The 24,355-nt window shown below is 69.5% G+C and carries 20 protein-coding genes and 2 pseudogenes; 10 read left to right on the forward strand and 12 right to left on the reverse strand.

Features of this window, described 5'->3' with window-relative positions; translation table 11 throughout:
• The first annotated feature begins 94 nt into the window (after nt 1-94).
• The 9 genes and pseudogenes from ACSLIC_RS03110 to ACSLIC_RS03150 form a co-directional block, all read left to right on the forward strand.
• On the forward strand, nt 95-1,210 hold the full coding sequence (locus ACSLIC_RS03110) for a restriction endonuclease subunit S (RefSeq protein ID WP_436736125.1): 1,116 nt from the start codon (nt 95-97) through the stop codon (nt 1,208-1,210).
• Nucleotides 1,207-4,482 carry a type I restriction endonuclease subunit R gene (locus tag ACSLIC_RS03115; RefSeq protein WP_436736126.1) on the forward strand — a complete coding sequence of 1,092 codons (3,276 nt, stop codon included), beginning with the start codon at nt 1,207-1,209 and terminating at the stop codon, nt 4,480-4,482. Before ACSLIC_RS03110 ends, ACSLIC_RS03115 begins: the two co-directional genes overlap by 4 nt.
• Before the next feature lie 143 nt (nt 4,483-4,625).
• Complete coding sequence (locus ACSLIC_RS03120) at nt 4,626-6,176, forward strand: hypothetical protein (protein WP_436736127.1); 1,551 nt, start codon at nt 4,626-4,628, stop codon at nt 6,174-6,176.
• Nucleotides 6,177-6,180: 4 nt separating this feature from the next.
• Nucleotides 6,181-7,137, forward strand: a complete 957-nt coding sequence (locus ACSLIC_RS03125) for an IS630 family transposase (RefSeq protein WP_436736128.1) — start codon at nt 6,181-6,183, stop codon at nt 7,135-7,137.
• 42 nt (nt 7,138-7,179) lie between these two features.
• Nucleotides 7,180-8,988, forward strand: coding sequence for a hypothetical protein (locus tag ACSLIC_RS03130; protein WP_436736129.1), 1,809 nt, complete (start codon nt 7,180-7,182; stop codon nt 8,986-8,988).
• A gap of 179 nt (nt 8,989-9,167) precedes the next feature.
• Nucleotides 9,168-9,365: pseudogene (locus ACSLIC_RS03135) on the forward strand (haloacid dehalogenase); the annotation flags it as partial.
• Between the two features lie 277 nt (nt 9,366-9,642).
• Nucleotides 9,643-9,903, forward strand: coding sequence for a helix-turn-helix transcriptional regulator (locus ACSLIC_RS03140; protein WP_107049075.1), 261 nt, complete (start codon nt 9,643-9,645; stop codon nt 9,901-9,903).
• Nucleotides 9,904-10,042: 139 nt separating this feature from the next.
• Entirely contained in the window at nt 10,043-11,314 is a 1,272-nt protein-coding gene (locus tag ACSLIC_RS03145) for a tyrosine-type recombinase/integrase (protein WP_436736130.1), read from the forward strand.
• Nucleotides 11,315-11,397: 83 nt separating this feature from the next.
• Nucleotides 11,398-11,526 (forward strand): annotated as a pseudogene (locus ACSLIC_RS03150) (3-hydroxyacyl-CoA dehydrogenase family protein); the annotation flags it as partial.
• A gap of 421 nt (nt 11,527-11,947) precedes the next feature.
• Here the strand turns inward: ACSLIC_RS03150 and ACSLIC_RS03155 are convergent.
• The 11 genes from ACSLIC_RS03155 to infC all read right to left on the reverse strand — a co-directional run bounded on the left by ACSLIC_RS03155 (nt 11,948) and on the right by infC (nt 22,732).
• On the reverse strand, nt 11,948-12,823 hold the full coding sequence (locus tag ACSLIC_RS03155) for an alpha/beta fold hydrolase (protein WP_436740261.1): 876 nt from the start codon (nt 12,821-12,823) through the stop codon (nt 11,948-11,950).
• A 43-nt stretch (nt 12,824-12,866) separates the two neighbouring features.
• A complete protein-coding gene (locus tag ACSLIC_RS03160) occupies nt 12,867-13,130 on the reverse strand; it encodes a hypothetical protein (protein WP_436736131.1) in 264 nt (87 codons plus the stop codon).
• A 141-nt stretch (nt 13,131-13,271) separates the two neighbouring features.
• Complete coding sequence (locus ACSLIC_RS03165) at nt 13,272-14,372, reverse strand: PP2C family protein-serine/threonine phosphatase (protein ID WP_436736132.1); 1,101 nt, start codon at nt 14,370-14,372, stop codon at nt 13,272-13,274.
• Nucleotides 14,373-14,635: 263 nt separating this feature from the next.
• Nucleotides 14,636-17,161 (reverse strand): phenylalanine--tRNA ligase subunit beta, encoded by a 2,526-nt coding sequence (pheT, locus tag ACSLIC_RS03170; protein WP_436736133.1) that lies wholly within the window; start codon nt 17,159-17,161, stop codon nt 14,636-14,638.
• Nucleotides 17,161-18,297, reverse strand: a complete 1,137-nt coding sequence (pheS, locus tag ACSLIC_RS03175) for a phenylalanine--tRNA ligase subunit alpha (protein WP_353774123.1) — start codon at nt 18,295-18,297, stop codon at nt 17,161-17,163. Before pheS ends, pheT begins: the two co-directional genes overlap by 1 nt.
• 228 nt (nt 18,298-18,525) lie before the next feature.
• Nucleotides 18,526-19,641: an ATP-binding protein gene (locus ACSLIC_RS03180; RefSeq protein ID WP_436736134.1), complete on the reverse strand. Its 1,116-nt coding sequence runs from the start codon at nt 19,639-19,641 to the stop codon at nt 18,526-18,528.
• Nucleotides 19,642-19,936: 295 nt separating this feature from the next.
• Nucleotides 19,937-20,302 carry a hypothetical protein gene (locus tag ACSLIC_RS03185; RefSeq protein ID WP_436736135.1) on the reverse strand — a complete coding sequence of 122 codons (366 nt, stop codon included), beginning with the start codon at nt 20,300-20,302 and terminating at the stop codon, nt 19,937-19,939.
• A gap of 34 nt (nt 20,303-20,336) precedes the next feature.
• The gene (locus ACSLIC_RS03190; RefSeq protein WP_436736136.1) at nt 20,337-21,164 is read right to left on the reverse strand and encodes a TrmH family RNA methyltransferase; all 828 of its coding nucleotides are present in this window, start codon (nt 21,162-21,164) and stop codon (nt 20,337-20,339) included.
• Nucleotides 21,165-21,279: 115 nt separating this feature from the next.
• On the reverse strand, nt 21,280-21,666 hold the full coding sequence (gene rplT, locus ACSLIC_RS03195) for a 50S ribosomal protein L20 (RefSeq protein ID WP_003947155.1): 387 nt from the start codon (nt 21,664-21,666) through the stop codon (nt 21,280-21,282).
• A gap of 102 nt (nt 21,667-21,768) precedes the next feature.
• On the reverse strand, nt 21,769-21,963 hold the full coding sequence (rpmI, locus tag ACSLIC_RS03200; protein WP_019065473.1) for a 50S ribosomal protein L35: 195 nt from the start codon (nt 21,961-21,963) through the stop codon (nt 21,769-21,771).
• A gap of 106 nt (nt 21,964-22,069) precedes the next feature.
• Nucleotides 22,070-22,732, reverse strand: coding sequence for a translation initiation factor IF-3 (gene infC, locus ACSLIC_RS03205; protein ID WP_436736137.1), 663 nt, complete (start codon nt 22,730-22,732; stop codon nt 22,070-22,072).
• A gap of 443 nt (nt 22,733-23,175) precedes the next feature.
• On the opposite strand from infC, the gene ACSLIC_RS03210 reads away from it, so the two are divergent.
• Nucleotides 23,176-23,538 carry a DUF1844 domain-containing protein gene (locus tag ACSLIC_RS03210; protein ID WP_383180481.1) on the forward strand — a complete coding sequence of 121 codons (363 nt, stop codon included), beginning with the start codon at nt 23,176-23,178 and terminating at the stop codon, nt 23,536-23,538.
• A gap of 82 nt (nt 23,539-23,620) precedes the next feature.
• Here ACSLIC_RS03210 and ACSLIC_RS03215 read toward each other — a convergent pair whose 3' ends face one another.
• Nucleotides 23,621-24,331, reverse strand: a complete 711-nt coding sequence (locus ACSLIC_RS03215; RefSeq protein ID WP_436736138.1) for an MIP family channel protein — start codon at nt 24,329-24,331, stop codon at nt 23,621-23,623.
• Between the last annotated feature and the right edge of the window lie 24 nt (nt 24,332-24,355).

Raw genomic sequence — 24,355 nt, forward strand, 5'->3', positions numbered from 1 at the left:
AGCGGATCTAGCTGCCCCGGGTAGAAATTCTCTAGCTACAGGGCCTTTCGGATCTGCCATCGGATCTCGCTTCTTCCAGGAGTCAGGAGTTCCGGTGATCCGAGGAAGCAATCTGAGTCTCGATATCGGAAGCCGCTTGATCGATGACGGAATCATTTTCGTCGACGAGAGCAAGGCGGTAGAATTTCCGCGCAGCATTGCACGTAAGGGAGACCTTATTTTTACGTGCTGGGGAACAATCGGACAAATTGGCCTGGTGGACGAGAGGTCTCAATTTGATCGATACATCGTATCCAACAAACAGATGAAGCTCACACCGAACCCGCAAACTGTGGACTCACTGTTCCTCTATTACGCCCTATCGAATCCAAGCGCAGTAGCACAGGTCCAAGGAGAGGCAATCGGGAGCTCGGTTCCGGGATTCAATCTAACTCAGCTGCGGAAAGTTGAGATCACTTGTCCGCCACTTGCCGAACAGCGGGAAATTGCGCACATCCTTGGCTCGCTGGATGACAAGATCGCCGTCAACGAGCGCATTGCGGCCACGACGCGCGAACTGGGTATGACTCTGTTCTCCCAGGCCGCTCAAGGTGATGACCTAGTCGATTTTGAGGTCAATACTATTGCGACTTCCCTGACTCGTGGCGTCGCTCCAAAGTACTCGGATTCTCCCGAGGAACTAATCGTCCTCAATCAGAAGTGTATCCGCGACGGACGAGTGAATCTTGCCCCTGCTCGGAGGACGCTCGGCGATAAGGTCAGGGCAACGAAGATACTGCACCGCAATGACGTGCTGGTCAACTCAACCGGCGTTGGCACGCTCGGCCGCGTAGCCCGCTGGACGACAGATGTCGAAGCGACCGTGGATTCTCACATCACCATCGTGCGATTCGATGCTCAACAAGTTGATCCCGTATGCGCAGGTTTTGCGATGCTGCGATCGCAGCCTGAAATCGAGGCCATGGGTGAGGGCAGTACTGGCCAAACCGAGCTCCGCCGCACCCAGGTGGGCAGCTTGAAGTTCACCATGCCCAGCCCAACTCGGCAACGAGAGCTCCGCGTCAAGCTGGACTCACTTGAAGAACGAGCCGATCAGGCACTGACTGAGTCCCGCGCCCTCGCGACCCTCCGCGACAGCCTCCTTCCCCAGCTCATGTCCGGCCGCCTACGCGTCAAGGGTGCCCAGAAGATTGTTGAGGATCACGCATGACAGAGCACCACGACAGACGCGCCTACGACACGGTCGGCTTCCGCCCGCTCGAGATCGACTGGGAGCACCTGGCATTCGAAGAGCTGCTGGAGCTCGACTGGCCGACAGCCGAGGGCAATGAGCTCGCGCCGGCCTCCGGGCACCGCGCGTCCTGGGCCGACCTGATCCTCTACTCCGACCTCCGCGAGGCGATCGAGCGACTGAACCCCGCCCTCTCCCCCGACGCCATACGCGACGCCGTCGCGACCGCCGCAACGCCGGCCTCTCAGGACGCGTACGAGGAGAACCGAACCGCGCACGGCTTCCTTATCGGCGGCATCCGCTCCGTCACCTACGTCGACGCCCTCGGAGCCGAGCACAACCCGACGATCCGTATCGTCGACCTCGACAAAGCGGACGCCAACACCTATCGCGCTGTCCGCCAGGTCACCGTCATCGACGGCGAGCGTAACCGTCGCTTCGACCTCGTCCTCTACGTCAACGGCCTGCCGCTCGCCGTCATCGAGCTGAAACGGGCTGGCGACGAGGACGCCACCCTTGAGACCGCGCACGCCCAGATCAGCCGGTACGCCGAGGAGTTCCCGACCGCGTTCCGGTACAACGCAGTGGTCCTCCTCTCGGACGGGATAACCGCCAAATACGGCACCCCCTTCACGCCGTACGAGCACTTCGCTCCGTGGAACACCGACGAGTTCGGGGCCCGCGTGGAGACGCTGGAGAGCGACGGCCTGGCCGAGACGGGTCAATCCCTCGCGCTGCACGGGCTCTTCGCCCAGCCCAGGTTCCTCTCGGTCGTGAAGTCTTTCATCAACTTCGTGCCCGCCAAGCGCATGAAGCGGATCGCCAAGCCCCACCAGCACTTCGCGGTCACCCGCGCCGCCGACGCCGTCCGCGACGCCGCGGCCAGCGACGGCAGGGCCGGCGTGGTCTGGCACACCCAGGGCTCGGGCAAATCCGAGGAGATGGTGCTGACGACGAATCTCGTCAGCCGGGATCCCCTCCTGCACAACCCCACCGTCGTGGTCATCACCGACCGGAACGACCTCGACGACCAGCTGTACTCCACCTTCCTGGAGAGCGAGGTCCTGCCCGAGGCTCCTCGGCAGATCGCCACCCGCGCCGAGCTGCGCGAGGAACTCGCTGCCAAGCGCACCGGCGGCATCCTCTTCACCACGCTCCAGAAGTTCGGCAGGACCAAGCAGGAGAAGGAGTCGGGGACCGACCACCCGCTCCTCTCCGACCGGCGGAACATCGTCGTCGTCGTCGACGAGGCCCACCGCAGCCACTACGACAGCCTCGACGGTTACGCCCGCCACCTGCGCGACGCGCTCCCGCACGCCACGCTCCTCGCCTTCACCGGCACCCCCATCTCCGAGGCCGACCGCGACACCCGCGATGTCTTCGGCGACTACATCGACGTGTACGACCTCAAGCGGGCGGCCGACGATGGCGCGACCGTGAAGGTCTACCACGAAAGCCGCGTCGTCCAGCTCGTCCTCGACCGGGACGTCGATCCCACCACCATCGACGCCGAGGCCGACCGCATCACCGACGGCCTGGACGACACCGAGCGCCAGCGCGTCGAGCAGCTCGTCGCCACGATGAACGCGATGTACGGCGCGCCGGCCCGTATCCGCGATCTGACCGCCGACCTGGTCGAGCACTGGGAGGCCCGCCGCGAGCGCATGAAGGCGTTCGTCGGGGTATCCGAGGAGCCCGGTGGCGCGGCCGGCAAGGCGATGATCGTCTGTGCCACCCGTGACATCTGCGTCAGCGTGTACGACGCCCTGCGCGAGCTGCGTCCCGAGTGGCACAGCGACGAGGTCGACAAGGGCTCCATGAAGATCGTCTTCTCCTCGGACTCCCGCAAGGACCCGGAACGCCTGCGCACCCACGCCCTGCGGGGCTCCCAGCGGAAGGCCGTCATCAACCGGGCCAAGGACCCCGACGACGCGCTGGAACTCCTCATCGTCAACAACATGCTCCTGACCGGCTTCGACGCCCCGCCGATCCACACCATGTACCTGGACCGCCCGCTCAAGGGTGCCAACCTGATGCAGGCCCTGGCCCGGGTCAACCGGCGCTTCCGCTCGAAGCAGGACGGCCTCCTCGTCGGCTACGCCCCGCTCACGGAGAACCTCCAGCGTGCGATCGCCGAGTACTCCGAGCCCGACCAGGAAGACCGGACACTCGGTCAGGACATCGACCGGGCGCTGGACGAGCTGCGCAACGAGTACGAGATTCTCGACGGCATCCTGCACGGCTGGGACTGGCGTGGCCGTCTCGCCAAGCCCTCCCAGCGGGCGTTCATCGAAGCGGCCCTCAGCACCGCGAACCACCTCCGCGACCCGCGCACACCCGGCAACAACCCGGAGACACTCGACAACCCCAACGAGACCCTGAGCCGCCGCTTCCGCGAGCACGCCCACCGCTTGGAGCGCTTCTTCGCGCTCGCCGGCTCCTCCGCCGACATCGGCTCCCGGTTCCCGGACCAGCCGCAGTGGAAGCGAGACATCCAGTTCCTCGTCGAGGTCCGCGCCTACATGGCCAAGCTCGACGCCATGGACCGCGAGGCACGCGGCCTGCCGGTGGCCCGCGACGTCGCCCTGTACCTCGCCCAGCTGACCTCGGCCGTCGTCGAGACCGGCGGGGTGACCGACCTCTTCGCCGAGGCCGGCCTGGAGACGGCCGACCTGACCCACCTCAACGACGCCTTCGTCGCCCAGCTCCAGAAGAGCGACACGCCGCACCTGGCCGCCGAAGCGCTGCGTCGCCTCGTCGAGCAGAAGATGCGCGAGGTCACCCGGCACAACGTCGTCCGGCAGACCGCGTTCTCCGACCGCCTCCAGGACCTCATGGTCAAGTACATGCGGCAGCAGCTCACCAGCGCGGAAATCATCGCCAAGCTGGTCGAGATGGCCAAGGAAATCGCGAACGACGCGAAGCGCGGCGACCAGTTCGACCCTCGCCTGAGCAACGACGAACTCGCCTTCTACGACGCCGTTGCTGACCTCGGCTCCGCGCGTGAACTGATGGGCGACGAGGTTCTCTCCGGCATCGCCCGCGATCTCGTCGTACAGATCCGCAAGAATCTCAAGCCCGACTGGATTGCCCGCGAGCCAGTCCGCGCCAAGCTCCGCAGCACCATCAAGCGCCTCCTGGCCAGGCACGGCTACCCGCCGGCCCAGGCCCCAGCGGCTATCGACCTCGTCCTGAAGCAGATGGAGCATTTCGCCAACGAGTGGGCCGCCGACGGAAACGCCGGCGCCTGACGTCCAGGCCGAAGCGCCCGTCCATGTTCGAGGCCGCCGACGGGACCGGGTGGTACGGGCTTGCCGACGCCGTGCCGCCCGTGCTCTCGCAACGGCCGCCCTGATCTCCACGAACCGCACGAGCTGCCGCCGGAGGAACGCAGGTGCCCCAGATCGACACCCGACTCATACAGACCGCGGTCATGGGCGGCAAGGACGGGGATCGCCCCGTGATCCTCCCTGAGGAGGCACACAACCTTGACGAGTTCCGCCGTCAGTACGGCCAGACGAACTTCTGGTGTGGCACGCTCCTGGGCGGCTGCGGCGAGAAGCTGATGACCAAGAGGTACGAAACCAAGGTCTGCCACTTCGCCCACCATCCGGACCGGTACGGCACCAACGCCGAGTGCCACAGGACCTCCGAGGGTGCCGACGGTGCCGACCACCTGTTCATCAAGCAACACGTGAAGGACTGGCTCACCGGACAGGGCCACGCCGCCGAAGCATCTCTCCGCACCCTCGGTACGGGACCTGGCGATGCCGTCGACTTCTGGCTGCGGGCCACGGAGCAACACCTGCGCTTCGAGCTCCGGCCCGAGGACTACCGAAGCTGGCGGAAGGCCGCTGAGAGCCTGGGTGCCCGCGAAGGACATGTGGAGTGGGTCTTCGGACCGGAGAACACGATCACCCACGACATGGTCGCGCGCCAGGGATACGCGCTGCGGGTTCGGTGTGAGACAGAGGGCACCGACCGGCGGGTTCTCATAGGAACCATCACCGCGGAACGGCCGGCCGTGTGGGATCCTCTCGCCACGTGCCGGATGACCAGGGACGGCATTGTGACCCCGGCCCTGGAGAATCTGCGTTCCGCCGGAAAGATACGCGTCGGCGGTATGCGCAACGCCCCGCTCCCCACGAGTCTCCCCATGACCGGAGCTCAAATCGTTTTCGCTGTCGACGGCGAGGCAGCGGAACCGACGGATTCACCGTTCGAGGAGAACGGCCGCCGTCTCTACGTCGGTTACTTGAAGCCCACCGCCAAACGGATCATCCGAGGGCTGCTCTCGCTCCCCGCCGACACGCCACCGCCGTCCGACGACTTCGTCTACCAACTCTCCGGTGCCGTACGCCTCCTGCTCACCGACCCCATCGGAACCGCTCAGGCCTACTGGGCGATCCGAGCCGACGTGGTAACGCAACTAAACGGCCTAGACGCGGAGCGCACCGGATTGTGGCGCCCGAGCGTCGCGCTCGACGCGCCCGTCTCTGCACCCGCCCCCGCGCAGCGGCAAGCCAGCGAGAGGAGGCCCCCTGCCGTCTCCGCACCGCAAGTAAGAGGTGTACGTAGTCGGCAGGCGACGGCTCTCCGTAAGGGGTTAGTCATGGTCGCACGCAGGGGCGGTACGACCACGTGGCAACAACTCGCCCACCGGATCGACCCTGGGCTGCGTCATCTCTCTGACAACTCACTGCGCAATCTGCTCGTGGAAGCAGATCACCCGGTGAGCGAGAACGCGGTGCCCTTGAGCGTACTGGTCTTGGCACCCGGGGGACAGAAGAAGTTGCCTTACCTATTGTTCCGAAACGGTTTGGGTTCCGGGTCGTTGGTGGAGTGTGAGCGATCTGGTGAGGGACGCGCGGCATCTGTCGCCGTCGGCGCAGGAGGCCCTTCGGCTGCGGGCGGTGGCCGCGTTGGTGGCGGGGCGGGACCGTGAGGATGTGGCGGAGCTCTTCGGGGTGTCACTGAAGGCGGTGGACGGCTGGTGGGCGAAGTGGCTGGCCGGTGGCCGTGAGGCGCTGGTCATGCGGCCGAGGGGCAAGCCGGTCGGGGTGCATCAGGTGCTTGGTGAGGCCGAGCAGGGCGCTGTCCGGCAGGCGGTCCTCGATCACCGGCCCTGTGACGTGGGCCTGAGCGGTCAGCTGTGGACGCGGCGGCTGATCGGTGACCTGATCGCGAAGCTGTACCGGGTGCGGCTGACCGAACCGGGGGTGGGCAAGTACTTGAAGCGGTGGGGGCTGTCCTTCCAGCGCCCGGACAAACGGGCCGTCGAACAGAACCCCGAGGCCGTGCGCCGCTGGCACCAGGAGACCTGGCCGAAGATCCACGCGAAGGCGAAGGCGGAGGGCGGTGAGATCCTCTTCGCCGACCAGGTCGGCATCCGATCCGACCAGGTCACCGGCCGCACCTGGGGCGAGAAAGGGAAGACGCCCGTCGTGCGGCGGAGCGGGAACCGGTTCTCCGTGAATGCGATGTCGGCGATCAGCACCAAGGGCCGGATGCACTTCATGGTCTTCACCGAGTCCTTCACCGCCAAGGTGATGTGCCGCTTCCTGGACCGGCTGGCCGGCCACTTCGACCACAAGGTCCATCTCGTGGTCGACGGGCACTCCGCGCACCGCTCGAAGATGGTCCGGGACTGGCTCGCCGCCCACCCCGAGGCTGTCGAGCTGCACTTCCTGCCCCCGTACTCGCCCGAGCTGAACCCCGACGAGCTGGTCAACGCCGACCTCAAACACAGCCTGCCCAAGCAGCACCGAGCCCGCGACCAGGCCGAACTCGCCGCGGAGACCCGCCGCTTCTTCCGCCGACGCCAGCGCCAGCCGCACATCGTCCGCGGCTACTTCGGCGGCCCGCACGTCCGCTACGTCCTGGACGAGAACCCAATGAGTTTCTGATCAATAAGTGCGGTTCTACGGGACCTCGGTATCGATGCCCCTGTGTCTGAAGCCGAGCTTCAGCGATGGAGTACGGAAGCGATCCGCCGACTCCACACCTTCTACGAGCAACGCAACACCTCGCCCCTGAGCGCGGAATCTCCCCCCAGCTCCCCCATGATCACGCGTCCGCCGAATGAAGCCAATCGGGAAGACGCGAGCCAGAAGATGCGGCTCCTGCGCGAGAAGATCGAGGAGGTGCGCCAAATCGCAGCTCGTGGGGAAGGAGATCGGGCCGCACGCCTCACCACTTCCCTCAAAGCGGGGGCGACCCATCTCCATCACTACACCGACGCCTGCAAGGACGCCCGCGCACTCCGCCGATGGCGCGAGACCAGCAGGCAGTTGCTGCGCAACCTTGAAGACTTGGTCGGCCAAGTCCCTGAGCTTCAGGCTTCAGCTGTTCATCCTCCTACTCCCTCACCGCCTGCCGCCCCTCACCCACCGGAGCGGCCCGAGTCTCCTCCGACCGAACATCTCGAGGCAGGGCACAGCACCGATCAGGCAGCATCACTCCTGCCACGAATGAGCGAATCCTTCATGGCAGCCAAGGCGTCCGGGGACGTCACCTCTGTACGCCGCTTCGAGCGGGAGGCGATTGCTCTCGCCGGCAGCAAGGCGTCCGCGCAGACGAAACTGCGGGCACGGGTCCTGAGCGACGAGATGCGCACCTGGATCAAGGCACGGGAGTCCGAGGAAGCGCTCGAATCCATGCGCACAGTCTTCGAGACCTTGCCCTCCCCCGGCGATCCCAGAGAAGCGGAGCGGCTCCGGAGCGCCCTGGAGCATGTGAACGCCCTTCGCCGGCTGTGTTCCGAAGCGCTGACACAGGACCTATCAGACAGCTTCAGCGATCTCGAACATCGCTTGCACGCTGCGCAGACGGCTGCGGAGCAATCGGCCCGACCTGCCCCTGCGAGGGTAAAAGCGGAGAGGTTGAAGGACAACGGCAGCGATCAGACTGCGGCACTCGCCGATTTCATCTGGCTGGTCAGCGAGATCGAGGCAGCGCGGGAGGCCGACGACCTCGAGTCGGTCGAAGCCGCGCGCAGACTCGCTGGCCCGCTGTACGCACGCCACCTCGCTCCGGAGGACCGGGAGCGGTTCACCCCGTTCATGCGAGAAGTCAAAGCTTGGTGCGGCGCACACCGGTCACGCCCCGAAACCGTGCCCGTGCTGAAGGCGATCAGGCAGTTGTTCACGAAATTGGACATGGCCCGTAGCACGGCGACGGTGTCGGAGATCGGGCTCGTACTCGACACAGTGCGAGAACTGCGGCACAAGATGGACGCACCCCTACCCTCAGCGGATGAAAAGCGCCTCGTGGGTTGGGAAGCGCGCCTGCGGCAGCGATCGCTCAGAGAGCGAACTACGGCCCTTCGTGAAGCCGCGCCGGACCGTACGGCCAGACGGCGTCCCGGCGCCGTCGCTGGCCAGGCTTCATCGCGGCCAGAACGGTTGTCTCTCGCGGCGATCGAGCGGCTGGCCGCTCCGGCCCGTGAGGTCCTGATGGACGCCGCTCGCGCAGGAGGTGCGGTTCTGACCTGGGGAGACCTGCGAGCGCGGCTGAAGGAGCCGCTGCCCCATCTACACCCCGATGACCAGGGTGAACTCCTTGTCGCGGTCGACCGGGACACGCCACAGGATGAGCCGTTGCTGACCACGCTGATGGCGAGTGCGGACATCTCGCAGCACTGGCTGTATCCGCACGTCCGGTTCAGCCTCCACCGTCCGCGGATCCCCGAAGAGGAGCTGGCGGCCCACTGGGCGCGGGAGGTCCTGAAGCTCCGGCAGATCTGGCGGCATCGGTAGGCCGGGGCCGGGGTGTTCCCCTCTCAGGCACGGGAACGGACTTGGCTTCAAGACGGCCCGATGCTGCATGTCGTCCTGAGCGCCAGTTCGTTCCGGCGGCCGTCTCCCACGGGGGCGGCCCGCGCGTCGGGCCAGGTTTCAGCCGACAAATAGGAACGCCCGGGGATGCCTCGGCACACACGTTCACAGCGGTGATCACGCGCGGGCTGGACTACCGGAAGGTGTTCCAGGAGTTCCGGCCCGGCTTCGATCTCAACGCCGAGCGCGAGACGCGCGCCGCGGCAGGGCAGCCCGAGTACCCCGACGTCCGCGACAACCTCGCTGCCCTGCGCGCGGACGGGCTGTGGCTGGGCAGCGCCGGGAACCAGACCGTGCGCGTCGATATAGCGAGTACATCGTCGGTGCCCAGGTGGAACGACCCGCCGGTCTCCTCCGAGCGGCCGGCGGCGATCCAAGGCGCGGAAAACGGCTGAGTTCGCCAGAGCCCAGGCGTAACGATGCTGGGCAGGACTTCGCTCGACGCCTGGGCGAAGCACGTGAACCGCATCGAACTAGAAATATGAGACCCCCGCTTACCACAAAAGCACGGTACGCCCAAACCGCGACTCGTCAGGGACTCTTGCAGTCGGTCGATTCGACAGGCAGGTGCGCACCATGGACGAGAGCAAGAACTGCATGCCCGAAATGGCATTCCTCACGTTGCACAAAGCGGCGGTCTATCTCGGCATCTCTCCCAACACCCTTTACGTGTGGCGCCATCGCCGACAAGGGCCGCCCAGCTTCCAGATGGGCCGACGCGTGATGTACAGGATTTCCGCGCTTGACGAGTGGGTGGACCGGCAGGAAAGGGCGGACTCTCGATCGAATCCTGCCTTGAATCCACTGAACCGCAAGCCGCTGCGTCGCACATCGTGACGTCCACGGCAGCACAGAGCATCGACTCCAAACCGACATCAATTCCGACTGCCACAGCGGGATATGACCTGTCGCGAAGAAGCGTTCCCAACACCGTCAAGCACCCGGAACGCATAATTCGCACAGGTAGGAGGCCCTCATGACGGGCTACATCGAGGATCGTTGGCTCAAAAAGAGGCCGGACAAGGCGACCGGCAAGCGAGAGCGTACTTCCATTTGGGGGAAGGGGAAGCGGTACCGAGTCAAGGGCATTCCTGGTATCCAGGACAGGTCCTTCGACACCAGCGAGGACGCCAAACGCTGGCTCGCTGAGGCTCAGACGGACTCCAGCAGGGGCGACTTCGTCGACCCGCGGAATGGCGCCATCTTGCTCACCGATTACATCGTCGACCACTGGTGGCCCAGTCGAACGGATGAGCCGTCAACTGCGGGCCCCATGCGGAGCCGGATCTGGAACCACCTGATTCCCCTGCTCGGTTCGTATCCTCTGCGTGAAATCGACGCCTCGGCCCTTCGTCGGTTCAGGGCCGACTTGCTCTCTCGAGTCGAGGAGTCTTCCGCCGAGATCATATGGATACACCTCACCACCATCCTGAACGCCGCTGTTGATGACAAGCGCCTGCTGAAGAGTCCCATCGCTGCCCATCGATCGATCAAACGGCCCAAGCCGGTCGACAAGAAGGCGAAGGCGTGGTCTCGAACCACAGTCGACGCGGTGCGGGAGGGTCTACAGGAGCGGTACCGGATCGCCGTGGACCTCGGGCTCGCACTCGGAGTTCGCCAAGGCGAGGCGCTCGGCCTCGCGGAAGAGGACTTCGACTTCAGGTCGGAGGTGGTCCACATACGGCGCCAACTCCGCTGGGACGGGAAAGGGCGGCCGTACTTCTGCCTCCCCAAGGGCCGCAAGACCCGTGATGTTCCCCTTCCGCCGAACCTCGCCCGCCGCGTCCGGCTCCACTTCCAGCTCTTCCCGCCGGTCGAGTGCACCCTGCCGTGGCGCAATCCTGAGTCGCCGGCGACCGAGTTGGAAGAGCGTCAGCGCAAGCCGATCACCGTTCGACTCGTGCTGAGCACCTCCCACGGGCTTCGGATCAATCCCGGGACTTGGAACGAGCGCAGCTGGAAGCCCGCTCTCGTAGCCGCAGGGGTTCTGCGCCAGGTCGGCGAGAAGGCGGAGAGTTACGGTTCCCGCGTCCGCCTCCACCCCGTCTACGAGCGTTCACGGCCGGACATGTTCCACGTCCTGCGCCACACCTTCGCGAGTGTGCAGCTGGAGGCCGGCGAGTCCATCGTGAGCGTGGCGACCTGGCTGGGACACTCCTCCCCGAAGGTCACGCTCGACTACTACGCTCACTTCATGCCTGGCGCGGGCAAGCGCGGGCTGGCCGCGATGGATACGTGGCTCGTGTGATGCAGGATCGAAAGTCCCCGAGAAGTCCCTGGCGCTGGCAAAGCCGCCGCACAACCGACGAAACCGCAGGTCACAGGGCTACAAGCAGCGCCGACCAGTTGTACGCCGAGTACAAGGAGCCCCTGTACGCCGCTCCCCCGCTGCTCCAGCGCATGGTCGACGCGGGCCGGCTCGGCCGCAAGACGGGGTCGGGGTTCTACGCGTATCAGTGACCCGGACGGGCCCGCACCAGGCCGGGCCCGACGGGTGCGAAAGCAGGCGAAACACCAAGGCCGCCCCTTCCATCGCGCAGGGGCGGCCTTCGCGCGCACAAGGCCGGTGTCGCACCGATCGCCGGGAACGGGCGAAGGGGCGAGAGGCTGACCACCTGGAGCCGCATCAGGCAGGGTTGCCCCTGCGGACCCCCGCGCCGCGGCGTACATCGTCGGCGTGGCGGTTTCGCCGGATGATGTAGCGGCGATCGTGCTGGATCTTCTTGATCCGGTGCCCCGCGGATGATCCGCAACGGCCGCCGGCCTTCGCCGCCGTCGATCTCCCGCACCCGCACCTGTCCTGCCACCCGCGCGCTTGACGGAGACCAGTCTTCCAGCACAGCGCACACCTCACGCCCCGACCCTGCCACGGGCCTGTCGCCTACCGGCCGGTCGCGGCCTTCTCGAGAAGCGAAGTGAGGATCGACTCGGCATGTGTCCACAGCAGCGCACCGCCGGTCCCCGGTACGACACGGTGAATCGCGCCGGGGATACGGGTGGCGAGCAGTGCTCCGTTGTCGGGCGAGTGGCTGGTGTCCCGTTCGCCGTACCAGATCTCGACGGGGACAGTGATCTCGTCGAGAGCGAAAGGCCACCGCCCCATGGCCAGGACCGTGTCGCGGGCGTAACCACCAGCGCCCTGGACAAAGGCTTCGTCCATGGCCCTGCGGTAGATCTCCGCGAAACCGGGCTCCCGATACACGGCGAGGTCGCACCGCGGACTCCCTTCCACGACCATGTCCCACATCGCGTCCGCGGTGAAGCCTGCGAAGAACTCCTCGGCACCGACCGGGTCGCACGCGGTCTGCTCGACCAGGCCACGCAGTTCCTTTGGCAGAGCCGGAGCGAACTCCGGCGCGGCGACCTCGTCGGCGCCGGAGACGACAGCCAGCACCGAGGCCACGCCCTTCTCGGCGCAGGCGAGAGCGAACGGCGCGCCTTGCGAGTTCCCGACCACAGCCGGACGCCCCAGCCCCCGCAGCCCGCAGAGTCGCCGAACATCACCGGCGAAATCGGAGAAGGACCGGCCGGGCGCAGGTGTCGAGGCGCCAAGCCCCGGGCGGTCCACGGAGACAAGGCGCACTCCCAGCGCCTCAACGACCCCTGCGCCGAAGCCGAGCCACCGGCTCGTAGCCGCGCCCGGACACAGCAGAACGGGCACCCCGCCCGACGGCCCCCACTCGGCCCAGCCAAGCAACCGTCCATCAGGCAGACGACTCTCACCGAGCCGGGCAGGTTCGTCGGCGTACACAGTCATGATCCACATGATGCGCATGGGCAGGACGCCTCGCACCCGACTTTCACCGCAGCCCAGTAGAGGGCGAACGTTGCCGGGTGCGGCAGGTCGTCGAGAGCGAAGAGGAAGACGAAGGCGCTTTCGACGCCTCGTTGTCGAACATCTCCAGCAGCTCGCGCACGCACACCGCCTGGCCGTGCTCGTCGCGCTCGCAGGCGCGGGTCAGCCGGAGCGCGTAGCCGCACCGCGTCTCGCGGGAAGGCGTCGTCCGCGAGTCGCTGCCGGGGTGGACGAATCCGGCGTCGCAGTAGATGCCTCTGGTGCGCACGGGCACGCCTCTCTCGGCCGGGCCTCACCGTGGACGGTTGCCGCTATGAGCGGAACTCCTCGGTTCCTCTCATCGGCGCCGCTTTTCGCACTTGGCCGGGGCGGGACCGTCCCTGTTTCCTGCGGAACCGGCGGGACCGTCTCACTGCACCGACGGCTCCGCCGCCGACCAGGGCTCGCGCCCGCTTCCCTGGGGCGGCACCGTCCGGGACCCTTCCGAGCACAGGACCAGGACGGCCGCGTCGTCGGTGGGCGGCCCCTGACGGTGGTCGACCAGGGCCGCACGGATCTCGGTGGCCGCCGTCTGCGCCGTGAACGGGCGGCTCGCGATGGAGCAGAGGGTGTCCACGAGAGGGAAGAAGCGGCCCGACGGGTCGCGGGCGTCCTCGACACCGTCGGTGTGCAGGACCAGGGCCTGGCCGGGGAGGAGCCGGCCGCAGTGGCGGACCGGGAGGTCGGCAGGGAGCGGGAAGGGACCCAGCGGTGGCAGTGGGTCGGCGCCGCTGAGAGGCTCTGCACCGGCCGAGAGCAGGTGGGGCCAGGGGTGGCCGCAGTTGACGGTGAGGAGGGTGCCGTCGGGGCGGATCTCCAGCAGGAGCAGGGTCACGAACTCCTCGGCCAGCGGGTGCCCGGGCTCGGCAGGGGCACCTGAGGGATGTTCCAGGCGGGCGCGGCGGCGCAGGTCGCGGGCGAGGGCACGGTCCAGTCGGCGCAGCACGCCGCCGAGGGCCGGTTCGTCGTGGGCGGCCTCGCGGAAGCTGCCGAGGACGGTGGCGACGGTGCCGATGGCGTTCAGTCCGGAGCCTCGGACGTCCCCGATGACGACGCGTACGCCGTGGTCGGTGGCGACCGCCTCGTAGAGGTCGCCGCCGACGGTCGCGGCCGGATGGGCGGAGAAGCGGCGGGCGGCCAGGGTCAGGCCGTCCAGGCGGGCGGGGATCGGGCGGAGCAGGACGCCCTGGGCGGCTCCGGCCACCTCGTCGATCCGCCGCAGGTCCCGCAGCAGGCTGCGGTGGATGCGGACGATCAGTACGGCGCCGACCACGAAGAGGATGGTGCTGGTGGCGATCCGGGTCGGCAGATCGTCGCGCTGGGCGAAGGGGCAGGCGTACTTGTAGCCGAGGACGACGGCGCCCCAGAGCAGGGCAGGGGCGAGGGAGGTGAGGGGGTGGTGCCTGGCCGGCCGGTCTGTGCCGGCCGCTCGGGGCCGCGCGGCGCGGCTGCCAGGCTTGGTACGGAACATCCGACGGCCTCCCTGAGGGGTGGCCGGGGGTCGGAGAGCCGGTGCACCGCGCACCGTACCCGGTGGGGCCCACCCCTTCGGCCGGACTGATTGTGTCCGGCGGCGGTCGCGACGCGGCCGAGGTGGCGCGGGTTCCCACTCGAACGAGTGAGGGACCTGCCCGGACCGCCGGGCAGGTCCCTCCTCGTCGGCGTACCACCGTCCGGTGGGACGGGAGGTACGCCGGGCGGGGTGCCCCGGGCCTGCCGGGGCACCCTTCTCCGTCAGGCTCCGCGCAGGGCGGCGCCGGTGCGCTCGGCCGCGAGGGCGACGGCGGCGTCGCGGGCGGCGCTGGCCTCCTCGACGGTCAGCGTCCGGTCGGCGGCGCGGAAACGCAGCGCGTAGGCGAGCGACTTGCGGCCCTCGCCGAGCTGTTCGCCGGTGAAGACGTCGAAGAGGCGGATGGATTCGAGCAGTTCGCCCGCGCCTTCGCGCAGCACGGCCTCCACCTCGGCGGCGGGGACCCCGGCGTCGACGACGAGGGCGACGTCCTGGGTGGCGACCGGGAAGGTGGCGATGCGCGGCGCCTCGACGGTGCCGGTGCCCGCCGCCTCGACGGCGTCCAGGTCGATCTCCATGGCGCAGGTGCGCACGGGCAGGCCCAGCGCCTTCAGGACGCGCGGGTGCAGCTCGCCGGCGTGGCCGACGACGCGCTCGTCACCGTCGATCACCACGGCCAGTTCGGCGCAGCGGCCGGGGTGCCACGGGCCGTACTGGCCGGCGCGGACCAGCAGCTCGGTGCCGGACTCGCGGGCGATCAGGCGGGCCGCCTCGACGGCGTCGGCCCAGTTCGCCGGGCGCCCCTCGCCCCACCAGCCGGCCTGCTCGCGGGCGCCCGCGAGGACGACGGCGGCGTGCCGGGGCTGGACGGGCAGGGCCTCCGTGACCCTGGCGAGCTGCTCGTCGGTGGGCCGGTGGTCGACCGGCAGCCGCTCGGCGACGGCCGGATGTCCGCTCGGGTGGAAGACCAGGCCGGTCTCGAAGAGGGCCAGGTCGTGGCTGCCGCGGCCGTCGTTGCGGCGGAGCGCGCCGAGCAGGCCGGGCAGCAGCGTGGTGCGCAGCGCCGGCTCCTCGTCGGAGAGCGGGTTGACCAGGGTGACGACGCGGCGGGCCGGGTCGTCGGCGGCGAGGCCGAGCTGGTCGAGGACCTGCTCGGAGATGAACGGGTAGTTCAGCGCCTCGGTGTAACCCGCCCCGGCCAGCGCGCGGCCGATGCGGCGGTGCAGCCGCTGGCGGTCGGTGAGGCCGCGCCCGGCGGGCGGCTTCGGCAGGGTGGAGGGGAGGTTCTCGTACCCCTCAAGCCGGATGACCTCCTCGGCGAGGTCGTTGGGGGCGCGCAGGTCGGGGCGCCAGGAGGGGACGGTGACGACCAGGTCGTCCTGGCCGTGGACGTCGCAGCCGACCTGCTGGAGGCGGCGGACGACGGTCTCTCGGTCGTAGGCGACTCCGGCCACCTTGGCGGGGTGGTCGGCGGGCATCGCGACGGTGTGCGGGGCGGAGGGCGCGATGACCTCGGTGACCCCGGCGCCCGCGGTGCCGCCCGCGAGCAGCACCAGCAGGTCGACGGTGCGCTGGGCGGCGGCGGAGGCCGCCAGCGGGTCGACGCCGCGCTCGAAGCGCTTGGACGCCTCGGAGGGCAGCTTGTGGCGGCGGGCGGCGCGCGCGATGGCGATCGGCTCGAAGTGCGCGGCCTCGATCACCACCTCGGTGGTGCCCGAGACGCGGCCGGTCTCCGGGTCCGGGACCGCGTCGGCGATCTCGGTGTCGGCACCGCCCATGACCCCGGCGAGGCCGATGACGCCGCGCTCGTCGGTGATGACGAGGTCCTCGGGGTCGAGGGTGCGGCGGACTCCGTCGAGGGTGGTGAGCTTCTCGCCGGGCTCGGCACGGCGGACGCCGAGGGCGCCCTGGACGCGGGAGCGGTCGTAGGCGTGCAGCGGCTGGCCCAGTTCGAGCATCACGTAGTTGGTGATGTCGACGGCGAGCGAGATGGGCCGCATACCGGCCTTCTGGAGGCGGCGGCGCAGCCAGATCGGCGAGCGGGCCTCGGGGTCGAGGCCGCTGACGGTGCGGGCGGTGAAGCGGTCGCAGCCGAAGGGGTCGGCGACCTCGACGGGGTGGCCCTCGGCGTTGGGGCCGGGGACGTCGAGGAGGGCCGGGTCGCGCAGCGGCAGGCCGTAGGCGGTGGCGGTCTCGCGGGCGACGCCGCGCATCGACAGGCAGTAGCCCCGGTCGGGGGTGACGGCGATGTCGAGGACCTCGTCGACCAGCTCCAGCAGCTCGATCGCGTCGGAGCCCGGCTCGTACTCCGGGGGCAGCACGATGATGCCGTCGCCGTCCGCGCCCATGCCCAGCTCGTCGCTGGAGCAGATCATGCCGTGCGAGACCTTGCCGTAGGTCTTGCGGGCGGCGATGGCGAAGTCGCCGGGGAGGACCGCGCCCGGGAGCACGACGACGACCTTGTCGCCGACGGCGAAGTTCCGGGCGCCGCAGACGATCTCCTGCGGCGCGCCGGTGCCGTTGGCGGTGCCGACGTCGACGGTGCAGAAGCGGATGGGCTTCTTGAACCCCTCCAGCTCCTCGATGGTCAGCACCTCGCCGACGACGAGGGGGCCGGTGAGTCCGGCGCCGAGCTGCTCGACCGTCTCGACCTCAAGGCCGGCGGCGACCAGCTTGGCCTGCACGTCACGGCCGGTCTCGGTGGCGGGGAGGTCGACGTACTCCCGCAGCCAGGAAAGCGGGACCCGCATCAGATCTCCATCCCGAACGGCCGGGTGAACCGGATGTCACCCTCGACCATGTCTCGCATGTCTTCGACGTTGTGGCGGAACATCAGCATTCGTTCGATGCCGAACCCGAAGGCGAATCCGCTGTACTTCTCGGGGTCGACACCGCAGGCCACCAGGACCTTCGGGTTGACCATGCCGCAGCCGCCCAGCTCGATCCAGCCCTCGCTGCCGCAGGTGCGGCAGGGCCGCTCCGGGTTGCCGACGGAGGCGCCGCGGCAGACGTAGCAGACCATGTCCATCTCGGCGGACGGCTCGGTGAAGGGGAAGAAGTTGGGGCGCAGCCGGGTCTTCATGTCCGGGCCGAAGAGCGCCTGGACCATGTGGTCGAGGGTGCCCTTGAGGTCGGCCATGGTCAGGCCCTCGTCGACGGCGAGCAGCTCGATCTGGTGGAAGACCGGGGTGTGCGTGGCGTCCAGCTCGTCGGTCCGGTAGACCCGGCCGGGGCAGACGACGTACACGGGCGGCTCGCGGTCCAGCAGGGTGCGGGCCTGCACCGGCGAGGTGTGGGTGCGCAGCACGATGCCGGACTCGTCCTCACGGGAGCCGGGCTTCTGGCCCTCACCGCGGACGAAGAAGGTGTCCTGCATCTGCCGGGCCGGGTGGTCCGGGGTGAAGTTGAGCGCGTCGAAGTTGAACCACTCGGCCTCGGCCTCGGGCCCTTCGGCGATCTCGTACCCCATGCCGACGAAGACGTCGGCGACCCGCTCCATCATCGTGGTCAGCGGGTGGCGCGCGCCGGCCGGGACGCGGTCGTACGGCAGCGTGACGTCCACCGCCTCCTCGACCAGGACCCGCTCGTCGCGCTCGGCCTCCAGAACGGCCTGCCGGGCGGCGAGGGCCTTGTTGACCTGGCCGCGGGCCATGCCGACGCGCTTGCCCGCCTCAGCCTTGGCCTGCGGGGGCAGGGCGCCGATCTCCCGGTTGGCCAGCGACAGCGGCGAGGTGCCGCCGGCGTGCGCGGTCTTGGCCTGCGCGAGGGCGTCGAGGTCCGCCGCGGCGGCGAAGGCGGCGAGCGCCTCGTCCCGCATGCGCTCGATGTTTTCCGGTTTCAGTGCCTCGACCTCTACTGGGTCGTACGACTTGTTCGGTGCCGACATCTCTTCCCGTGCTTCCGATTGCTCCGCCCCGCGCCCGGTACGTGTCGCGGGCGCGGGGTACCGGATGGTGGGGCCTGGCTGTGGGTCCCCGCAGAGGCCAAGGGCGCAAAAATGTGCCGGAGACCGAGTCTAACGGGGGTGAGCTGGAGGTCCTTCCCCCGGACCCGGGGCTGCGCCGAGGGACGCGGCCGGTACGGGGGCGGGGCCTCGGGGCGCCCGGGGCGGGGGTCAGGCCAGGTAGGCCGGTGCCGCCACGGGCAACGTAAATCGGAACCGGGCGCCGCCGCCGCGGGCGCGCTCCACGCTGATGGTTCCGCCGTGGGCCTCGACGATGCCCTTGACGATGTACAGGCCGAGGCCGGTGCCGCCGCGCCTGCTGCCGCGCCAGAAGCGGGTGAAGACGCGGTTCACCGATTCCTCGGGGATGCCGGGTCCTTCGTCGCTCACGGTGACAGCTGTTCCTTCGGTGTCGTTCTTCAGGGGCGCGGGTGCCACGTCGATGGTGACAGTACCCTCCCCGTGGCGCACGGCGTTTTCCAGGAGGTTGCTGAGGATCTGGTCGATCTTGTCGGGGTCGGCCCAGAGGGCGGGCAGCGGCCGGTGCAGCCGGACGAGGAAACGCTCCGGCGGCTGGCCGGCGGCGACCAGGGCGTGCACGTGGCGGCCGACGGCGGCGGCGAGGTCGACCGGCTGGCGGCGGACCTCCAGGCGCCCGGAGTCGATGCGGGAGATGTCGAGCAGTTCGGCGATGAGCCGGGTGACCCGGCCAGCGTCGGCGTCGACGGTCTCCAGCATGAGCCGCTTCTGGTCGTCGGTGAACCGGTCCCATTTGGCCAGCAGGGTCGCGGTGAAGCCCTTGACGCTGGTCAGCGGCGAGCGTAATTCGTGGGCGACGGTGGCGATCAGCTCGGCGTGGCTGCGCTCGGTACGCCGCCGGGCCTCGGTGTCGCGGAGGCTGACGACGACCCGGCTGACCGGACCCAGCGGCTCCTCGCGCACGTAGCGGGCGCTGACCAGCACCTCGCGGCCTCCAGGGAGCAGGAGGTTCCGCTCGGGCTGGCCGCCGCGGATGGCGAGGCCGCCGAAGGGATCGGTCAGCGCCCACCAGCGGCGGCCCTTCAGGTCCTCCAGCGGCAGGGCCTTCTCCAGCGGGAGGCCGAGGACGTCGTCGGCGCGGACGACGCAGATCCGGGCGGCGGCGCGATTGAAGCAGACGACGCGGCCGCGGTGGTCGGCCACGACCAGGCCGTCGGGCAGGTCGTCGGGCGCGAGCGCCGGTCCGCCGGTGCCGTGGTCGCGCGTCGTACCGCGCGGCGCTGGCGGTTCACTCGAACCGGCTGCCATCCCCGTATCCCACCTCTCGGGCCGCTCGGGCGTGTCCGTCAAGTCCTGTGCGGTGTCCGTCGGGTCCGGTGCGGTGAGAGCCCGCCGGGCACCGTGGGCGCCATACGGAGCCCCCCCGGACGCCCGTACCGCAGCGGCCTCCCGAACTGCTCGGGGCTGCGAACCCGTGCTGCGGGCCCCCGAGTTGGCCACTCTACTGTTCCCGGCGGGGACATCCACTCCGCGCAGGGGCGCACCAGGGGCGCAGATCGGCGCACACCAGGGCGCGCGGCGGGCGCGGATGGTCGGGGTCGCGTCAGGGCCGGTCGTAGGCGTCGGTCACGCAGTCGCGGGCGCAGCCGGCCCGCTCGTACCGCTCGCGGAGCGCGGCGGCGGCCTCCGGGTGGCTCACGTACCGGTGCCCGAAGTGGCCGGCCGCCACCTCGCACACGGCGGCGACGCGCACCACGGCGGGCTCACCGGGGCCCGCGGCCCGGCGGGCGGCGGCGATGGCCATGTCGGCGGCGCGCCGCAGTTCCCGGGGGTGGCGGGCCCGCGCGGAGCGCTCAGCCCGGGCCCGCCACCACGGACGGGTCGCGCGGCCCTGAAGCGCCAGGGCGAGCAGGACGACGAGCATGCCGGCCGCCAGGGCCCAGCCGCCTTCGGTCAGCGCGTCGCGCATGGGCCTCTCCCCCCGAGTGCCCGCCCGGTGCCGGTCAGCCGTGGCGCTGGGCGCGCGCCGAGCCGTAGAGGCAGACGGCGGCGGCGGTCGCGAGGTTGAGCGACTCGGCCCGGCCGTGGATGGGGACGCGGACGACGGCGTCGGCGAGTGCCCTGGTCTCCTCGGGCAGGCCCCACGCCTCGTTGCCGAAGATCCAGGCGGTCGGGCCGCCCATGGTGCCGCGGTCCAGCTCGGTGTCGAGGTCGTCCTCGCCCGCACCGTCGGCGGCGAGGATGCGTACCCCCGCCTCGCGGAGCCCGGCGACGGCGGCCTCGACCGGTACGCCGACGGCGACCGGCAGGTGGAAGAGGGAGCCGACGGAGGCGCGGACGGCCTTCGGGTTGTAGACGTCCACCGAGGCGTCGGTCAGCACCACGGCGTCGGCCCCGGCGGCGTCGGCGCAGCGCAGCACCGTTCCGGCGTTGCCGGGGTCGCGGACGTTGGCCAGGATCGCGACGAGCCGGGGGCGGGCGGCGGTGATCCGGTCGAAGGCGGTGTCGAGGAAGCGGCAGACGCCGACCAGCCCCTGCGGGGTGACGGTGGTGGCGATCTCCGCGATGGTGGCCTCGTCGGCGAGGTGGACGCGGGCGCCCTCGCCGCGGGCGGCGCCGATGATGTCCGCGTACCGCTCGGCCGCCTCCACCGTGGTGAAGAGTTCCACCAGGGTCGGCTCGCCCCCGCTGCGGTGGCCGAGCGCCTCCCGGACCGCCTGGGGCCCCTCGGCGAGGAATCTGCGCTCCTTGCCGCGGACGTTGCGGCGGGCCAGCCGCTTGGCGGCCGTGACCCGCGTGGAACGCGGGGAGATCAGCTCGGGGGTGCCCATGGCTCGGGTCCAGCTTCTGTGGGTGCGGTCAGGACGGAAAGACGCACCGGACCCGCAGGCGGCTGGCGCCTGCGGGTCCGGGTGAAGACGGGTGTGCCTGTTCCTGGGAAGGAGATCAGGCGGCGGTCTTCGGGGCGTTGACGTCGCTCGGCAGCGCCTTCTGGGCGGCCTCGACGAGCGCGGCGAAGGCCGGGGCGTCGTTGACGGCGAGGTCGGCGAGGATCTTGCGGTCGACCTCGATGTTGGCGGCCTTCAGACCCTGGATGAAGCGGTTGTACGTGACGCCGTTGGCGCGGGCAGCGGCGTTGATGCGCTGGATCCACAGCTGGCGGAAGTCGCCCTTGCGCTTCTTGCGGTCGTTGTAGTTGTAGACGAGGGAGTGGGTGACCTGCTCCTTCGCCTTGCGGTACAGGCGCGACCGCTGGCCGCGGTAGCCACTGGCCTGCTCGAGGATCGCCCGGCGCTTCTTGTGGGCGTTGACTGCCCGCTTGACGCGTGCCACTTGTTGACTCCTTGTAGCGGGGCCGTGGTGGTGTTCACACGGCCCGGTTCGACTTGGTCCCGGTCCCGGCGTCCGGCCTCCGTGGTGGCGGAGGCCGCGACGTCACTTGCCGAGAAGCTTCTTGATCTTCTTGGCGTCGCCCGGGGCCATCTCGGCGTTGCCGGTGAGGCGACGCGTCACACGGGACGACTTGTGCTCGAGCAGGTGGCGCTTGCCGGCGCGCTCACGGAGCACCTTGCCGGAGCCGGTGATCTTGAAGCGCTTGCTGGCACCGCTGTGCGACTTGTTCTTCGGCATAGCGCCGTTCTCTCCTCGTCAGTGGCGTCCTGGGGCCCGTCCTCGCGAACAGGCGGCCCGGAACGTCATATGTGTCGGTTGGCGATCGCGGAACTCGCGTTCCGGATCATGCCTCGGCAGGGGCCTGCTCGGCGCCGTCGGCATCGGCCTCGGCGTCGTCCTGGGCCGTACGGCCCTGACGCTCCGCCTTGCGGGCGGCCTGCGCCTCGCGCGCCTCGGCCATCGCCTCGGTCTTCTTCTTGTGCGGACCGAGAACCATGATCATGTTGCGGCCGTCCTGCTTCGGGTTCGACTCGATGAACCCGAGGTCCTGGACGTCCTCCGCCAGCCGCTGGAGCAGCCGGAAGCCGAGCTCCGGCCGCGACTGCTCACGGCCGCGGAACATGATCGTGATCTTGACCTTGTCGCCCTGCTTGAGGAACCGGACGACATGACCCTTCTTGGTGTCATAGTCGTGCGGGTCGATCTTCGGCCGGAGCTTCATCTCCTTGATGACCGTGTGCGCCTGGTTCTTGCGCGCCTCACGGGCCTTCATGGCCGACTCGTACTTGAACTTTCCGTAGTCCATGAGCTTGCACACGGGCGGACGGGCGGTCGCCGCGACCTCGACGAGGTCGAGGTCGTACTCCTGCGCAAGCTCCAGGGCCTTGGCAAGCGGCACAATGCCGACCTGCTCGCCGCTGGGACCGACAAGTCGGACCTCGGGAACGCGAATCCGGTCGTTGATGCGGGGCTCGGCGCTGATGGATCCTCCTCGGTAGCACCACACGACAGCCTGGCGGGCTGCCGCGTTACGTCTGTTTCCGTCAGACCAACCGAGCCGGAACACGAAAAATGCCCCGGACGATCACACGCGGGGCTCCTGGACTACCGGAACACCGCCGCGTGGACGCGGGGCGCACATCGGGCCTGCCGCACCGAAGGTGTGGCCGCCTGACCGGTGACCCGCCGCCCGGAGGGCGGCCAGGTGGGAGATCGGAGCCTCCACTTGTGGCCGGACACAGGTGCCCGGCCGGTCGACTCCCCAGCATACCAGCGTCGGCGCCGCCCTCCGTCCGGCCCGGCGCGGGACCGAGGGCAGCCCCCGCAGGTGGCGGGCCACCGCCTAGGCTGGTCCGCGCGCCTCGCCTCCGAGAGCGCACCGGAGAGGACTCCGCAGGGCCACGGGCCGGGCGGGCACCCCCAGGAAACAAGGGAAGAAGACTAGCTGCCATGAGCGACGCCACCCCCGCGGGCGAGGCCCCCGGCTTCGACGAGATGACCCGCGACATCGCCGACGTCCCCGCGGTCGAGGTGATCACCACGGTGGGCGTGCACCTGATGAGCGCCGCCGCCGTCAACCTGGGGCTGGCCGAGGGCGGCGAGGACCACAAGGACCTCGACGAGGCCCGCAAGCTCATCCACGCCCTGGCCGGGCTGCTGGACGCCGGCGCCACCGAGATCAGCTCCTTCCACGCGGCGCCGCTGCGGGACGGCCTGAAGTCCCTCCAGCTCGCCTTCCGCGAGGCGTCCGCGGTGCCGGACGAGCCGGGCAAGGGGCCGGGCGAGAAGTACACCGGGCCGGTCTTCGGCTGATCCGGGCGCCGCAGGACGGCACGAGAGGGGGCGGGCGCCCAGGGCGCCCGCCCCCTCCGCGTTCCCGCGCGGCGCCTTACGGTCACTCAACGGCGTCGGCCTCCACCGCACGGCCGCCCGGCGGGTGGGTGTAGCGGTGCGCCAGTGCGGCGAGGGCGCCGCCGATCAGGGGCGCCAGGATGAAGAGCCAGAGTTGCGTGATGGCCGCGCCGCCGGCGAAGAGGGCGGGGCCGAGGCTGCGCGCCGGGTTGACCGAGGTGCCGGTCAGCGGGATACCGACGATGTGGATGGCGGCGAGCGCCAGGCCGATGGGCAGGCCGTCGAAGCCGATGACCGCCACCCGGTGGGTGACCGCGAGGACCACGAAGACCAGCAGGAAGGTCAGCGCCACCTCGGCGAGGAAGGCGCCGCCCGTCCCCAGCTCGACCGCCGAGCGGTCGCCGAAGCCGTTCGTGCCGAACTGCGCGTGGGTCTCGAGCCCCGGCACCTGCTTGGCCAGCAGGAACAGCACGGCCGCACCGACGATGCAGCCCAGTACCTGCGCCACCCAGTAGCCGACGGCCGAGCGCAGATCGATCCGGCCGGCGGTGTACATGCCCAGGGTGACCGCCGGGTTGACGTGGCAGCCGGAGACGGGGCCGAGCGCGTAGCAGAGGGCGAGCAGGACGAAGCCGAAGGCCAGGGCGATACCGACCGTGCCGATGAAGTCGCCGGCGAGGACCGCCGCCCCGACGGCGAAGAACACCAGCAGCGCGGTGCCGGTGAACTCCGATATGAGCGCACGCGTAGACATGGACACACCTCGCGATGATTAACG

It is taken from the genome of Streptomyces sp. BBFR102 (assembly GCF_051397025.1).
Taxonomy (GTDB): domain Bacteria; phylum Actinomycetota; class Actinomycetes; order Streptomycetales; family Streptomycetaceae; genus Streptomyces.